The organism is Bradyrhizobium sp. WBAH42 (assembly GCF_024585265.1).
Lineage (GTDB): Bacteria > Pseudomonadota > Alphaproteobacteria > Rhizobiales > Xanthobacteraceae > Bradyrhizobium.
This window is the reverse complement of the sequence record NZ_CP036533.1, coordinates 5,897,471-5,912,927: the sequence shown is the minus strand read 5'-3', so window position 1 is coordinate 5,912,927 and position 15,457 is coordinate 5,897,471. Positions and strand designations below refer to the sequence as shown.

The window sequence follows — 15,457 nt, the reverse complement described above, 5'->3', positions numbered from 1 at the left end:
ACAGCAGGAGACGCCCATGATCGCCGTGATCTTCGAGGTCTGGCCCAAGCCGGAACACCGCCAGGACTATTTCGACCTCGCGGCCGATCTGAAGCCGCTGCTGCAGACCATCGACGGCTTCATCTCGGTCGAGCGTTTCGAGAGCCTGACTGAGAAGGGCAAGATCCTGTCGGTGTCGTTCTGGCGCGACGAGGCAGCAGTCGCCGCCTGGCGGAACACCATGGAGCACCGCCGCACCCAGGCCAAAGGCAGGGCGCAGATCTTCGCCGATTATCACCTGCGCATCGCCAGCGTGATCCGGGACTATGGCATGACCGACCGCGAGCAGGCCCCGAAGGACAGCCGCGCCGTGCACGACGCGCACTGGCGGAGTTGAGAACGCACGCCTATCTCTGCGCGGCCAACAAGGGAGAGAAACATGCACGTGACGACCGCTGACAAGCGCGCGACGTTCAGGAAGATGCACGAGAGCGGCTGCTTCATTTTGCCCAATCCGGTCGATGTCGGCAGTGCGAAAGCCTTGCAGCATCTCGGTTTCAAGGCGATTGCGTCGTCGAGCGCGGGCTTTGCCTGGACCATCGGCAAGGCCGACAACCACGTCACCGTCGAGGACGTCTGTCAGCATCTGGCAGCATTGAGCTCGGCCGTCGACATCCCCGTGAACGCAGATTTCGAGGGCGGCTTTGCGGTCGAGCCCGACAAGGTCGCCGACAATGTCGAGCGCGGTGTGCGCACCGGCGTCGCCGGCCTGTCGATCGAGGATTCCACCGGCGACAAGGACAAGCCGCTCTACGACCGTGCGCTGGCCGTCGAGCGCATCAAGGCCTCGCGCAAAGCGATCGGCGACAGCGGCACGCTGCTGGTCGGCCGATGCGAGGCGTATCTCTGGGGCGTGACGGATCTCAAGCTCGTCATCGACCGGCTCACCGCCTATGCCGATGCCGGCGCCGACTGCCTCTATGCGCCGGGTCTGAAGAGCCGCGAGGACATCGCCGCAGTGGTGAAGGCTGTCGCACCAAAACCGTTCAATCTTCTGATCGGCGCGTCCGGCCTGTCGTTGCAGGAAGCCCAGGATCTCGGCGTGCGCCGCATCAGCGTCGGCGGCTCGCTGGCCCGCGCCGCCTGGGGCGGCTTCATGCGCGCGGCAAAGGAGATGGCGGAGAAGGGCACCTTCACCGAGCTCGGCGGCGGCTATCCCGGTGGCGAGCTCAACAAGATGTTCGGCTAGACATGATCCGGAAAAGTGTGAAGCGGTTTTCCGAAACGATCATGCTCAAACAAAGACCTAAAGCGCGATGACGATTCGTCCAAATCTCATCGCGCTTTAGACAAACGAAAAGCGGCGGGATGTTGGATCCCGCCGCTCTCGCGCTTTTACTGCGAAATGTTACTTCGCGCCGTCGGACGGAGCCGGCGTCGTCGGGGCCGGCCTGCTCGGCGCGGCGCCGGTGGTCGTGCCCGGCTCGGTGTTGCTGCGTGGCGTCACGTCACGCATGCCGGGAGGTGCGGCCGGACTGGCCGGCGCGGTCTGCTGAGCGGTTCGCGATGCCGGCTCGTTGCTCGCCTGGTTGCCGGTGGTCGTGTTGTTCAAGCCGTAGAACACCGCGCCCAGCACCAGGGCGACGGCCACCGCGAACAGTGCGATCTTGCCGCTGGAGGCAGGACCTTCCCCGAGCTCGGGATCGGCCTGCAGGTCGGCATCCCGGCGCGCCGCGCGAGTATACTCATCGTCGGCGAGGTTCGGGCGGTACGGATCGTTGGGAAAACGGTCGTCAGCCATCGATTGGATCTCCTCGGGTTATGACCCCCGGACAACCCACAGCTGCGAGATTCTGTTCCGCGCCACCTGATGCTTTCGTCGCATATTGCCCCCATCCGGGGAATCGGGAACCTGTTCTGTCTGACCCCGGGCCTTGAGTTCCATATCGGGGAGGAGGAACACGGCGATGTGGAGCCTGCCGCCGACGGATAGCGTGCTGCATTTCCTGTCCCTTGTGGCGGTGGCCGCGCAGGGCATGACGGCTGCGCTCGCTGCCGGACGCCGCAGCATGGATTGGCTGGGGGTCTGCTTCCTCGGCTGCATCACTGCGCTCGGCGGCGGCACGTTGCGCGATCTCTTCCTCGGACATTATCCGCTGGCCTGGGTGCAGAGCCCCATCTATCTCGCGCTCGCCGGCGGCGCCGCCTTCCTCACCATCCTGTTTGCGCGTCTCGTGCACCGACTGAAGGTCGCCTTCATCGTGCTCGATGCCATCGGTCTCGTCGTCTTCACCATGGCCGGCTGCGACGTGGCCTGGCAGATGGATGCGACACTGCCCATCGTCATCGTCTCCGGCATGGTGACGGGCTGCGCCGGCGGCGTGCTGCGCGACGTGCTCTGCAACGACGTGCCGCTGCTGTTTCGCTCCGAGCTCTACGCCAGCGTCTCGGTGGTGACGGGATTGTTCTATGCCACCGCGTTTGGTCTCAAGCTCAATGCGGAGCTCTGGACCATCCTGACCTTCGTCCTCGGCATCAGCTTCCGCCTGCTTGCGGTGCGCTACAAATGGGAGATGCCGAAGTTTGTGTTCACGGGGGATGAGGAGCGATAGCTCCATCCACGCCGTCATTGCGAGCGCAGCGAAGCAATCCAGAGTCCCTCCGCGGAAAGATGCTGGATCGCTTCGCTGCGCTCGCAATGACGGGGAGAGAGCTGACTACTTCTCCTTCCTTGCCTTCGCCACCTGTGCCGGCGTCACCAGCGGGCCCGCATTGCCCCAGGAATTGCGGATGTAGTTCGTCACCGCGGCGATCTCGGCGTCGGACAGCTGCTTGGCGTAAGCAGGCATCTCGCCAATGTTCGGCGCGCGCGGTGTCGTCACGGTGTGAGCACCGTCGAGGATGATGCGCAAGGTCGAGGACGGATTGACCGATTGCAGCAGCGCATTGCCCGGCAGCGGCGGATAGATGCGCGGGCTGCCGGTGCCGTCGGTCTCGTGGCAGGCGACGCAGAGCTTCGCATAGACGGCCTGTCCGGCCGTCATCTCGGCTTCCTCGGGCGGCGTCACGATCGTCTCGCGCCGCGTCGGCGGCAGGCTCTTCAGGTAAACCGCGATCGAACGCACATCGGCATCGCTCATCTTCGCCGTCGAGCCAACGATCACCTCGGCCATCGGTCCGCCGGCATGGCTCCTGGCGTTGCGGCCGCTCTGCAGATATTCGGCGATGTCTGCCTCGCTCCAGGATTTCAGCCCCGTGCGGGTGGCACCGTCGAGCCGCGGCGCGTACCAGCCGCCGACCTCATTGCCCGAGAGCGCCTGCGCCTGCTTGTCGGCGCCGAAATAGTTCTTCGGCGTATGGCAGGCGCCGCAATGGCCGAGCCCGGTGACGAGATAGCCGCCTCTGTTCCACGCCGCGCTCTGGCTCTGGTCCGGCTCGAACAGGCCGGGCTTGAAATACAGGGCGTTCCAGATCCGCATCAGGCCGCGATAGCCGAATGGCCAGCGCAGTTCCGGCGGCTTGTTGCGGCTGACGACGGGCGCAAGGCTGCCGAGATAGGCCCGGATCGCCAGCGTGTCGTCCTTCGTCATCTTCGTGAAGTAGGGGTAGGGGAACGCCGGGTAATAGTTCGAGCCGTCGGGCGCGATGCCATAGCGCAGGGCGCGGGTGAAATCGGCATCCGCCCAGGCGCCGATCCCGGTGTCGCGGTCGGGCGTCAGGTTCGGCGCGTAGATCGCGCCGAAGGGCGTGTCGATGCGTTTGCCGCCGGCAAACGGTTTGGCCGGATCGGCGGTGTGACAGCCCGCGCAGTCGCCGGCTTCGACCAGCGCCTTGCCATAGGCGATCAGCTCCGGCGCCGGCTCGGCAATCGTCGCGCTGGCGACTGCACTGCACAACGCGATACCGGCCAGAATCGTCCGCATGCTCGGTCTCTCCTGCGACCAATCGACCCCACCAGCATGAACGCAGCGTCGATTCATTTCGCAACGACGGGGGTATGGTGACACAAATTGAAAATCGCCAACGTGTTTCAGGCCACGAAATTGCGATTTTTACCCGAGGCCTCCTTTGGTCCAGATTTGTGGTGCGGATCATGAAATATCCGACATAGAGTGGCGCAGGTGGTCGGCGCGCCCTAGCTAAAAACAACGGGCGGGCAACGACTTAAGTCAGCAAGACCTGAACAGGGCGCAAGCGAGGACAAGCATGGGCATCAACCAGGGTCCGATCAGTCTCGATCAAAAGTACACCCAGCAGACCGGACACGTCTTCACCACGGGCATCCAGGCCCTGGTCCGCTTGCCGATGGCCCAGATCCGGCGCGACCGCGCCAACGGCCTCAACACCGCGGGCTTCATCTCGGGCTATCGCGGCTCGCCGCTCGGGGGTTACGACCAGCAGCTGTTCGCCGCCCGCAAGCACCTCGAGCAGTACAACATCAAGTTCCAGCCGGGCGTGAACGAGGACCTCGCCGCGACCGCCGTATGGGGCTCGCAGCAGCTCAACCTCTCGCCGGGCGCCAAATACGACGGCGTGGTCGGCATCTGGTACGGCAAGGGCCCCGGCGTCGACCGCTGCGGCGACGTGTTCCGCCACGGCAATGCCGCGGGCTCGGCCAAGAACGGCGGCGTGCTCTGCCTTGCCGGCGACGACCACGGCGCCAAATCCTCCACCGTCCCGCATCAGTCCGACCACGCCTTCATCTCGGCGCTGATGCCGTATCTCTATCCCTCGAGCATCCACGAGATGATCGAGATGGGCCTGCTCGGCATCGCGATGTCGCGCTATTCCGGCTGCTGGGTCGGCATGAAGGTGATCACGGAGACGGTGGAGACCACCGCCGAGATCGATCTCACCGACGAGATGAAGCCTTTCATCATCCCCACCGATTTCGAGCTGCCCCCCGGCGGCCTCAACCTGCGCTGGCCCGATGACCGCTTCGAGCAGGATCGCCGCCTGCAGGACTACAAGGGCTTTGCCGCCATCGCCTTTGCCCGCGCCAACAAGGTCAACCGCGTCACCATGGATTCGCCGAACGCGCGTTTCGGCATCATGGCCTCGGGCAAGAGCTACGAGGACGTGCGCCAGGCGCTGCGCGAGCTGGGGATCACCGAGGAGGTCGCCGCTCGAATCGGCCTTCGCCTCTACAAGATCGGCATGCCCTGGCCGCTGGAGCCGGAGGGCGTGCGCAACTTCGCGGTCGGGCTCGAGGAGATCTTCATCGTCGAGGAGCGCCGCGAGATCGTCGAGAACCAGGTCAAGCAGGAGCTGTTCAACTGGCGCGACGACGTCCGGCCCCGCATCGTCGGCAAGATGGACGAGCACGACAAGCGTTTCCTGACCTTCGCCGCCGAGCTCAGCGTCGCCTCGCTCGCGACCTCGCTCACCGAGCGACTGCTTCGACTTAATCTCAACCCCGAGATCGCGGAGATGCTCCGCGTCAAGGCCGACTGGTTCAACGGCCGCCAGGCCACGCAAATGCAGGCTGTCGCGCCGGTCTCCCGCACTCCGTATTTCTGCTCCGGCTGTCCCCACAATACCTCGACGAAAGTCCCCGAAGGCAGCCGCGCGCTCGCCGGCATCGGCTGTCACTTCATGGCGCTGTGGATGGACCGCTCGACCGAGACGTTCACGCATATGGGCGGCGAGGGCGTGCCCTGGGTCGGCATCGCGCCCTTCACCAACGAGAACCACATCTTCGCCAATCTCGGCGACGGCACCTACTTCCACTCCGGCATTCTCGCCATCCGCCAGGCGATCGCCTCCAAGGCCAATATCACCTACAAGATCCTCTACAACGACGCGGTGGCCATGACCGGCGGCCAGCGTCATGACGGCGATCTCTCGCCGCAGAAGATCATGGCCCAGCTTCATGCCGAGGGCATCAGCGAAATTTATCTGGTCTCGGAAAACCCCGACGCTTACCCGGCAGACACCATCGCGCCCGGGGTGAAGAAGTATCACCGCGACGAGCTCGACAACGTCATGAAGATGTGCCGCGAATACAAGGGCACCTCCGCGATCGTGTTCGTGCAGACCTGCGCCGCCGAGAAGCGCCGTCGCCGTAAGCGCGGCCTGATGGAGGATCCGGCGCGCCGTGTCATGATCAATCCGACCGTCTGCGAAGGCTGCGGCGATTGCTCGGTGCAGTCGAACTGCATCTCGGTCGAGCCGCTGGAGACCGAGTTCGGCCGCAAGCGCGCCATCAACCAGTCGTCCTGCAACAAGGACTATTCCTGCCTGAAGGGATTCTGTCCGTCCTTCGTCACCATCGACGGCGGCGCGCCGCGCCACCGCGCGCCTGCCGAGTTCGCCGAGATCGGCGCGCTGCCCGAGCCGGCCTCACGCCCGACGCTCGACAAGCCCTATAACATTGCCGTCGGCGGCGTCGGCGGCACCGGTGTGCTCACCATCGGCGCGCTGCTCGGCATGGCCGCCCATATCGAGGGCAAGGCCTCGATGATCCTCGACATGTCGGGCCTCGCGCAAAAGGGCGGGGCGGTGCTCAGCCACGTCCGCCTGTCGGATCATCCGGCCGAGGTGACCTGCTCGCGCATCGTCACCGGCACGGCCGATCTCGTGCTCGCCGCCGATGAAGTCGTCGCGGTCGCCAAGGACACGATCACCCTTTGTGACTCCACCCGCACCCGCGGCGTCATCAACAGCCACGTCATTCCCACCGCCGACTTCGTCCTCAACCGCGATTTCAATTTCCAGACCCGCAAGCTGACCGGGCTGCTAGAAACCGCGCTGCACAAGGATTCGGTGTTCTTCGACTTCACCAAGCCTGCCGAGCAGCTGCTCGGCGATGCCATCGCCACCAACATGATGATGATGGGCTATGCCTATCAGAAGGGTCTGTTGCCGCTGTCCGCGGTAGCAATCGAGCAGGCCATCGAGGTCAATGGCGTCTCGATCAAGATGAACAAGGAAGCGTTCCGCCTCGGCCGTCTCGCAGTCGCCGATCCCCAGCGTCTTGCCGACATGCTGAAGGGCGCGGACGGGGTGATCGCGCCGAAGACGCTGGATGCCATGACGCTGGACGAGGTCATCGAGCATCGCGCCAAGCATCTGACCGCCTACCAGAACGCTCGTCTCGCCAAGCGCTATCGCAAGCTGGTCGACCAGGTGCGCGATGCCGCGGCAAAGGGAGGCGATGGCGACGCACTGCCGCGCGCGGTCGCGGTGAACTATGCCAAGCTGCTGGCCTACAAGGACGAATACGAGGTCGCGCGCCTCTACACGGACGGCGCCTTCGAGCAGCAGCTCCGCGACCAGTTCGAGGGCGACTTCAAGTTCAATTTCAACCTCGCGCCGCCCATCCTGGCAAGCGGTGTCGATGCCTTGGGCCGTCCCAAGAAGCGCGCCTTCGGCCCGTGGATGCTGAACGTCTTCCGCGTGCTGGCCAAGTTCAAGTTCCTGCGCGGCACGCCGTTCGACATCTTCGGCCGCAGCGCCGACCGCAAGCTCGAGCGCGACCTGATCGCCGGCTACGAGAAGGACGTCGCCACCGTGCTCGGCCTGCTGTCGCCGCTCACGATCGACACCGCGGTCGAGCTGCTCTCGCTGCCCGACCGCATCCGCGGCTACGGCCCGGTGAAGGAGAAGGCCGTACACGACGCCAAGGCCCGCTACGCCCAGCTCGCCGCGGACCTCGCCAACCCGCCGCCTGCGCCAAGGCAGATCGCGGCGGAGTAGGGCGGTCTCGTAGGACGGATTAGCGAAGCGTAATCCGCCACACCTATTGCCGTGGCGATCAATACGGCGGATTACGCCTTCGGCTAATCCGCCCTACGCCAGCGGACGACAATTCATCCGTTTGACAAGAGTTGTGGCGCCGCGATATCAGCAACTTGCGATAGTGAGGCGCGCCGGGCGATGCGGCCCTGCGCTATGCGGGGCGATGATCGATGTCATTGCGCACTGTGTTGATTCTGTTCCTGGCCGTCGGTGTTTTGGCGGCGTTGGGGATGTTCTGGAATCAGCATGCCATCGAACGCGTCATGCGCGATGGCTATGGCACCACCGGAAAGATCATTTCGGCTAAAGTCGTCTCGCCGCGGTTTCCGTTCGTGTTTGACGGCGGCTGGCCGCGCTATGTCGACGAAAATCTTTCGATCGGATTGCAGTGGACCGGCAGGGATGGCGTCCAGCGCGAGCGCACGGGCATTGCGGTCAGTGCTGCCTATGCGGCGCGGATCATGGTTGGCAATCAGCTCAAGCTCCTGACGATTCCCATTCAGGCTGTTGACGACGATTCATCGCTTCCGGTCATTGTCGAGGATCTCGACGACCATCTGAACCATATCCGGTCCACGTCCAGGTTCATGGCGGCGGGAGCAGGCGTTTGCGCCGTGCTCCTGATGCTCGTGATCGGATGGCAGACATGGTCGGCGCGTCGAGGCGGGCCGGGGAGTGCGACGATCGCCGCCGGAGCAAGACGTCCCTTTCCTTACATCCTCGGGACCCTGACTGCTGTGATGCTTCCGTTCGGCGGCTACATGCTGGTGAACTCCTACATTGAGCAAAGCACGTTGAATGAGATCCTTGCCCATGGCGATGAAGCCACCGCCGATGTGACCCGCGCCTACGGTGAGGTGAACAAGGCCGGTGAGGCCCCGAGCTATCTCGTGACGCTGGCGTGGACCGACAAGAGCGGACGACAGCAGGCCTACGGACCGACCCATATCAGCCCGGCGTTCTGGCGGCAGATCACGCGCAACGGCGTCCAGACCGTCAGACAGATCAGGATCCGCTATCTCACGGGCAGACCTGATGCGCGACCCCTGATCGTCGACGACGCGGCCGAGCGCCAACACCAGGACAGTTTAGGCGTGAAGGGAGGCGCTGTTTTTCTTTTCCTCGGCCTGATATTGGCCGCGCTGACCGCGTTCCGTTATCGCGCGAGCCCGAGCACCGCCTCGTAGCGAAGAGTCTGTCTTTCACCCCTCGTTTCGGACGAGCGAGCAATGTTCACAGCTCTTGATGCGCCTCCCGATCGGCTCGATAAGCACGAGCAGAACTTCGTCGAAAAAGTTCGCAATCACGGCTGGTTTGGCACGCATGTCTTCCCCGATGGCGAAGGACCGGGCTTCGCCTACACGACCGGATTCTGGCTGAAGTTCAGGTTTCCGGAGATGATCGTGTTTTCAATGGGGCAGCAGACCGCCCAGGATACGTTCTGGACGATCTACCACGAACTCGACGCAGGACGGCGACCGCTGGTCGGCGAGCCCACCGATGCACTGTTTGAGAATGTCGCCGCCGTGCTCCTTCCGGTGTCGTTGCAGCACTACCGCTCGCATCTCGGATGGAGCAGATGGTTCTACGGCAATGATGAGTTCGAATGCCTGCAAGTCGCGTACCCCGATCGCGACGGGCATTTTCCCTGGGCTGCGGAGGCATCCGCTGAGGCCCGTGCCGCACAGCCCGACCTGACGGAAGGCAACTGGTTGGGACGGCGCAAGGTCCCGTAGGGTGGGCAAAGGCGCGAAGCGCCGTGCCCACGACCTCGCCATGATTGCGCAAAAGACGTGGGCACGCTTCGCTTTGCCCACCCTACGACACCATCCCTTGTGTTATTGCCGGGCGAAACATCCAAGAGACGAGTCAATCCCCACGCGCAAAAACATTCCGCTTTACCGAAATTCGGAATTGTCGTATCCCTCCGCCACCTCATCCCTCTCAGAGGGGCGTATCGCGATCGTCACGAAACGCGGGGTGAGCGGCGGTGGACGCGGGCTGCGTCGCGCGAGTCTCTCGCGCACGACGGGCGCGGTCTCGCGTACGGTGTCCTGTCATCCACTGACGACGCTGGACGATCACTCGCGCTTTGCCTTGTGCCTGGCAGCCTGTGACAACGAACGAGGCTCGACGGTACGAGGCCATCTCGAGACGACATTCCGCCGTTACGGGCTGCCGGATGCGATCTTTGTCGACAATGGCGGCCCCTGGGGCTTCACCCTTGAAGATCCCTGGACCACGCTGACGGTGTGGCTTCTCAAGCTCGGCGTCCGCACGATCCACAGCCGGCCCTATCATCCCCAGAGCCGAGGCAAGAACGAACGGTTCCACCGCAGCCTGAAAGCCGAGGTCTTCGCCTTCAAGCGCTACCGGGATCTTGCTGATGTCCAGCGGGCGTTCGACCAATGGCGAGCCGTCTACAATCTCGATCGGCCGCACGAGGCATTGGGCTTCGATGTGCCCGCGAGCCGTTATCGACCGAGCCAGCGCCCCATGCCGGACCGCCTTCCAACGGTGGCATATGAGGAGGGCGAGATCGTCCGTTCCGTCTCCACCACGAAGGCCTATGTCAGCTTCAAGGGGCGGCTCTGGAAAGTCCCGCAGGCCTTCCGTGGTGAGAGGCTCGCCATTCGCCAACTCAGTGCTGACGGAAAGTTCGGAATATTCTTTGCCGCTCATCAGATCGAAACGATCGATTTACGTAACCCCAAAAGTGTCAACCATGTCCCCGAACAGGTGTAAGCTATGTACCCGGGCTGAACAGCAGCGAAGCAATCCAGAATCTTTCCGCGGCGGGACTCTGGATTGCTTCGTCGCAAGGGCTCCTCGCAATGACGACGCGGCAGGCGGTTCGCCTTCTATCCGGGGGCCGGATTTCACATGTGCTCCACTTGCGCCGACCCGCCGCCCTCTCGCCCGACGGAATATTTCCGCGCTTGCCAATCAGCCCGGTGCGGTTCAGAAAAAAGAGCCAAGACGAGACGCGAGCGGAGACAGAAGTTTTGACCATCAAGGGCAAGGCCTACATTGCCGGGATCTACGAACACCCGACCCGGCATGCGCCGGACAAATCCACCGCCCAGCTTCATGCCGAGGTCGCCAAGGGTGCGATCGAGGATGCCGGGATCAGCAAGGACGATGTCGACGGCTATTTCTGCGCGGGCGATGCGCCCGGCGGCGCGTGGCCGATGGTCGACTATCTCGGCCTGAACACCAAGAAGCTTCGCCACGTCGATTCCACCGAGACCGGCGGCTGTTCCTACATCATCCATCTCGGCCATGCCGCCGAGGCGATCGCCGCGGGCAAATGCTCGATCGCGCTCGTGACGCTCGCCGGCAAGCCGCGCACCGGTGCCATGCCGCCGCGCGCAGCCGGCGCCGAGGTCGATTTCGAATCCGCTTACGGGGCGACCACGCACAATGCCTATGGCATGTGTGCCATGCGCCACATGCACGACTATGGCACCACCAGCGAGCAACTCGCCTGGATCAAGGTCGCGGCCTCGCATCATGCGCAATACAATCCGCATGCGATGCTCAAGGACGTCGTCACCGTCGAGGATGTCCTGAACTCGCCGATGATCTCCGATCCGCTGCATCGCATGGATTGCTGCGTCGTCTCCGACGGCGGCGGCGCGCTGATCGTGACGACACCGGAGATTGCCAAGAGCCTGAAGAAGCCGCTGGTGCGCCTGATCGGCCATGGCGAGGCGATGAAGGGTCCGCGTGGCGGCAAGGATCTCGACCTCACATATTCTGCCGGCGTCTGGTCCGGCCCGCGCGCGTTCGAGGAAGCCGGCATCACGCCGAAGGACATCAAATACGCCTCGATCTATGACAGCTTCACCATCACCGTGCTGATGCAGCTGGAAGACCTCGGCTTCTGCAAGAAGGGCGAGGGCGGCAAGTTCGTCGCCGACGGCAATCTGATCTCGGGCGTCGGCAAGCTGCCGTTCAACACCGATGGCGGCGGCCTCTGCAGCAACCATCCGGTCAACCGCGGCGGCATGACCAAGATCCTCGAGGCCGTCAGGCAACTGCGCGGCGAGGCGCATCCGAAGGTGCAGGTCAAGAACTGCGATCTCGCCATCGCCCACGGCACCGGCGGCCTGCTCGGCGTCCGCCACGCCGCCTCGACGGCCATTCTGGAGCGCGTGTGATGAGCGAAGTGAAAAAGTATCCGGCACCTGTCACGAACCCCGAGACCGCCGCGTTCTGGGACGCGGCGAAAGAGGGCAAGTTCATGATCAAGCGCTGCACCGCCTGCGGCGAGGCGCATTACTTCCCGCGCTCGATCTGTCCGTTCTGCTACTCCGACAAGACGGTGTGGGAGCAAGCTTCCGGCGAGGGCACGATCTACACCTACAGCCTGATGCGGAAATCGCCGACCGGCCCTTACGCCATCGGCTACGTCACGCTGAAGGAGGGGCCGTCGGTGCAGACCAATTTCGTCGACTGTGATCTCGAGAAGCTCAAGATCGGCCAGAAGGTGAAGGTGGTGTTCAAGCCGACCGACGGCGCACCATTGCCGTTCTTCACGGCTGTCTAAGATTCTTCCCTTCTCCCCTTGTGGGGAAGGTGGCGCGAAGCGCCGGATGAGGGGTCTGTCTCAACGGAGAGAGCTATCGATGTGGAAGCAACCCCTCACCCAAATGAGTTTGCGGCACGGCTCTCGTTGCCCTCTCCCACAAGGGGAGAGGGCACATTAACGAGCGCCGCTGCTCGCGGAGATACCTGGGAGAAAGACAAACAACATGTCCGCCAGATACGAAGAGCTCAAAGGCCTGAAAAACCTCGGCCAGAAATACGCCTACACCGACCGCGAGGTGATGCTCTACGCCTACGGCATCGGGCTCGGCGCCGATCCGATGGACGAGAACGAGCTCGCCTTCGTCAACGAGGGCACATACACGCCGCGCCCGCTGAAGGTGGTGCCGACCTTCGCCTCCGTCGCGGCTTGGGGCTCGGGGCCCGGCGAGATGAATCTCAACCGCGTCATGGTGGTCGACGGCGAACGCGACATCACCTTCCATCAGCCGCTGCCGGTCGCTGCGAACATCACAGCCGACTCCTCCGTGCTCGAGGTCTACGACAAGGGCAAGGACAAAGGCGTCGTCATCGTTCACCAGACCGTGCTGAAGAACGAGAAGGGCGACAAGCTGGCAACGCTGGTCGCCTCGCGCTTTGCCCGCGGCGATGGCGGCTTCGGCGGACCGAACCTGACGCAGCCGGATCCGCACAAGATCCCATCACGCGCGCCCGACAAGACCATCGACATCACCACGCGCCCCGACCAGGCACTGGTCTATCGCCTCTGCGGCGATCGCAACCCGTTGCACTCCGATCCGGAGTTCGCCAGGAAGGCCGGCTTCCCGCGTCCGATCCTGCACGGCATGTGCACCTACGGCATCACCTGCCGCGGCGTGCTGCAGACCTATGCCGATTACGACGCGAGCGCCTTCCGCCAGCACGTCGCGCGGTTCTCCTCGCCGGTCTATCCCGGCGAGACCGTGACCATGGACCTCTGGAAGGACGGCAACGTGATCTCGTTCGAAGCCAAGGTGAAGTCGCGCGGGGTGACGGTGATCAAGAACGGCAAGACGGTGCTGGGTTAGGTCGGTCTCGTGCCCCGGACGCAGCGCAACGCTCCCGGCGATGCGAAGCATCGTCCGGTGCGGTGCGCTGCAGAGCCGGGGCCCAGAGTACCCGACAAGAACTGGGTCCCGGCTCTGCGACGCAGCGTTTCACGCTGCATCGCGTCCGGGACACGAAAACAATAACAGGGAGACGCCACCATGGGAGGACTACTCGACGGCAAGGTTGCGCTGATCACCGGCGCGGGCGGCGGGCTCGGTGAGGCCTATGCAAAGCTGTTCGCGCGGGAAGGGGCCTCGGTCGTCGTGAACGATCTCGGCGGTCCCCGCGACGGCTCCGGCGCCGACAAGTCCATGGCGCAGCAGGTGGTGGACGCGATCAAGGCCGAGGGCGGCAAGGCGGTCGCTAACGGTGCCGACATCTCCACCATGGAAGGCGGCCAGTCGGTGTTCGACGACGCCATCAAGCACTTCGGCCGGGCCGACATCCTCGTCAACAATGCCGGCATTTTGCGTGATCAGACCTTCGCAAAAGCGTCGGAAGCCGACTGGGACAAGGTCATCAAGGTTCATCTGAAGGGCACCTTTTGTTGCACCCTGCCGGTGTTTCGCTGGATGCGGGAAAACGGCGGCGGCGTCATCGTCAACACCTCCTCGACATCAGGGCTGATCGGCAATTTCGGCCAGACCAATTACGGTGCGGCCAAGGGCGGCATCTGGGGCCTGTCCAACGTGCTCGCGATCGAGGGTCGCAAGTACAACATTCGGATCTGGACGCTGGCCCCGGGCGCCCTGACCCGCATGACCGCAGACCTGCCCCGCTATAAGGAGAACCCCGGCGCCGCGCTCGGGCCGGACGGCATCGCGCCGGCCGTGCTATACATGGTCAGCGACTTGTCGGGTGACCAGACCGGCAAGGTGCTGGGCGTGTCCGGGCCCCGCGGCGTGCGCGAAATGCGGATGATGGAGATGGAAGGCTGGAAGCCGCCGCACTCGGGCTGGAAGGCCCAGGACATCGTCGATCACGCCAAGGAGATCTTCTTCTCCGAGGAGCAGATCAAGATGGGGGCGCGGCGGTTTTAGAAGCCGTCATCCCGGGGCGCGCGAAGCCGGATCGTGGTTATGGATTCCGGGCTCGCGACTGCGTCGCGCCCCGGAATGACAGATAGAGAGAGACGAGGACTTATGAAACTCACCGCCGACGCCAAGGGCACCTTCGCAATCGCGCCGACGCCGTTCCACGACGACGGCCGGATTGACGAGCGCTCGATCGACCGCCTGACCGATTTCTACGAGGAGGTCGGCTGCGACGGCGTCACGGTGCTGGGCATCCTCGGCGAGGCGCCCAAGCTCGATGCCACTGAAGCCGAGCAGGTGGCGGTGCGCTACGTCAAGCGCGCCAGGAAGATGCAGGTGATCGTCGGCGTCTCCGCGCCGGGCTTTGCCACCATGCGCTCGCTGGCGAAGGCCTCGATGGACGCGGGCGCGGCCGGCGTCATGATCGCGCCGCCGCCCTCGCTGCGCACCGACGATCAGATCATCGGCTATTTCAAGCAGGCGGCGGAAGCCATCGGCCCGGATGTGCCCTGGGTGCTGCAGGACTATCCGCTGACCTTGCAGGTCGTGTTCACCCCCGCCGTGATCCGCAAGATCGTCATGGACAATCCGAATTGCGTGATGCTCAAGCACGAGGACTGGCCTGGCCTTGAAAAGATCTCGACCCTGCGCGGCTTCCAGAAGGACGGCTCGCTCCGTCCGCTCTCAATCCTCTGCGGCAATGGCGGCACGTTCCTGGACTTCGAGATGGAGCGCGGCGCCGACGGCGCCATGACCGGCTACGCCTTCCCGGAGCTCCTGATCGACGTCGTGAACCTCTCCAAGGCCGGCAAGCGCGACGCTGCGCATGACATCTTCGACGCGCATCTGCCGCTGATCCGCTACGAGCAGCAGCCCGGCGTCGGCCTGACGGTGCGCAAATACGTGCTCCAGAAGCGCGGCATCATCGCCTCCAGCGCGCAGCGCAAGCCCGGCGCGACGATGACGGCGACGGCCAAGGCCGAGGTCGATTATCTCTTGTCGCGGGTCGCCCGCTTCGACAAGCGCGCCAATCTCGGCCCGCAATCCAGCGCCGCGGGTTAGTT

At 64.1% G+C, this 15,457-nt stretch carries 13 protein-coding genes and 1 pseudogene; 12 read left to right on the top strand and 2 right to left on the bottom strand.

All coding sequences use genetic code 11. The annotated features are described in order from the left end of the window. Positions 1-16 precede the first annotated feature (16 nt). Both DCG74_RS27775 and DCG74_RS27770 read left to right on the top strand, forming a co-directional pair. Positions 17-376, top strand: a complete 360-nt coding sequence (locus tag DCG74_RS27775; RefSeq protein ID WP_172783227.1) for an antibiotic biosynthesis monooxygenase — start codon at positions 17-19, stop codon at positions 374-376. Between the two features lie 42 nt (positions 377-418). Then, a complete protein-coding gene (locus tag DCG74_RS27770; RefSeq protein ID WP_172783228.1) occupies positions 419-1,228 on the top strand; it encodes an oxaloacetate decarboxylase in 810 nt (269 codons plus the stop codon). A gap of 159 nt (positions 1,229-1,387) precedes the next feature. Here the strand turns inward: DCG74_RS27770 and DCG74_RS27765 are convergent, their stop codons facing one another. After that, on the bottom strand, positions 1,388-1,780 hold the full coding sequence (locus DCG74_RS27765) for a hypothetical protein (protein ID WP_172783229.1): 393 nt from the start codon (positions 1,778-1,780) through the stop codon (positions 1,388-1,390). Between the two features lie 166 nt (positions 1,781-1,946). On the opposite strand from DCG74_RS27765, the gene DCG74_RS27760 reads away from it, so the two are divergent. Next, positions 1,947-2,591: a trimeric intracellular cation channel family protein gene (locus tag DCG74_RS27760; protein ID WP_172783230.1), complete on the top strand. Its 645-nt coding sequence runs from the start codon at positions 1,947-1,949 to the stop codon at positions 2,589-2,591. 105 nt (positions 2,592-2,696) lie between these two features. Here DCG74_RS27760 and DCG74_RS27755 read toward each other — a convergent pair whose 3' ends face one another. Continuing rightward, complete coding sequence (locus DCG74_RS27755; RefSeq protein ID WP_172783231.1) at positions 2,697-3,902, bottom strand: cytochrome c; 1,206 nt, start codon at positions 3,900-3,902, stop codon at positions 2,697-2,699. A 283-nt stretch (positions 3,903-4,185) separates the two neighbouring features. Here DCG74_RS27755 and DCG74_RS27750 point away from each other — a divergent pair, with 283 nt between their 5' ends. The 9 genes and pseudogenes from DCG74_RS27750 (at position 4,186) to DCG74_RS27710 (ending at position 15,455) form a co-directional block, all read left to right on the top strand. Next, positions 4,186-7,677 (top strand): indolepyruvate ferredoxin oxidoreductase family protein, encoded by a 3,492-nt coding sequence (locus DCG74_RS27750; protein WP_172783232.1) that lies wholly within the window; start codon positions 4,186-4,188, stop codon positions 7,675-7,677. Between the two features lie 212 nt (positions 7,678-7,889). After that, entirely contained in the window at positions 7,890-8,906 is a 1,017-nt protein-coding gene (locus DCG74_RS27745; RefSeq protein WP_246708700.1) for a hypothetical protein, read from the top strand. 42 nt (positions 8,907-8,948) lie between these two features. Continuing rightward, entirely contained in the window at positions 8,949-9,455 is a 507-nt protein-coding gene (locus DCG74_RS27740) for a DUF4262 domain-containing protein (protein ID WP_018322308.1), read from the top strand. A gap of 319 nt (positions 9,456-9,774) precedes the next feature. Then, positions 9,775-10,464 (top strand): annotated as a pseudogene (locus tag DCG74_RS27735) (integrase core domain-containing protein); the annotation flags it as partial. Positions 10,465-10,724: 260 nt separating this feature from the next. After that, positions 10,725-11,882, top strand: a complete 1,158-nt coding sequence (locus tag DCG74_RS27730; protein ID WP_172783233.1) for a thiolase domain-containing protein — start codon at positions 10,725-10,727, stop codon at positions 11,880-11,882. Further along, positions 11,882-12,271 carry a Zn-ribbon domain-containing OB-fold protein gene (locus tag DCG74_RS27725; protein ID WP_172783234.1) on the top strand — a complete coding sequence of 130 codons (390 nt, stop codon included), beginning with the start codon at positions 11,882-11,884 and terminating at the stop codon, positions 12,269-12,271. The genes DCG74_RS27730 and DCG74_RS27725 overlap by 1 nt, the downstream gene beginning before the upstream one ends. 205 nt (positions 12,272-12,476) lie before the next feature. Continuing rightward, the gene (locus DCG74_RS27720; protein ID WP_172783235.1) at positions 12,477-13,337 is read left to right on the top strand and encodes a MaoC family dehydratase; all 861 of its coding nucleotides are present in this window, start codon (positions 12,477-12,479) and stop codon (positions 13,335-13,337) included. Positions 13,338-13,517: 180 nt separating this feature from the next. Beyond that, a complete protein-coding gene (locus DCG74_RS27715; protein ID WP_172783236.1) occupies positions 13,518-14,399 on the top strand; it encodes an SDR family oxidoreductase in 882 nt (293 codons plus the stop codon). 102 nt (positions 14,400-14,501) lie between these two features. Next, positions 14,502-15,455, top strand: a complete 954-nt coding sequence (locus DCG74_RS27710; RefSeq protein ID WP_172783237.1) for a dihydrodipicolinate synthase family protein — start codon at positions 14,502-14,504, stop codon at positions 15,453-15,455. The last annotated feature ends 2 nt before the right edge of the window (positions 15,456-15,457 follow it).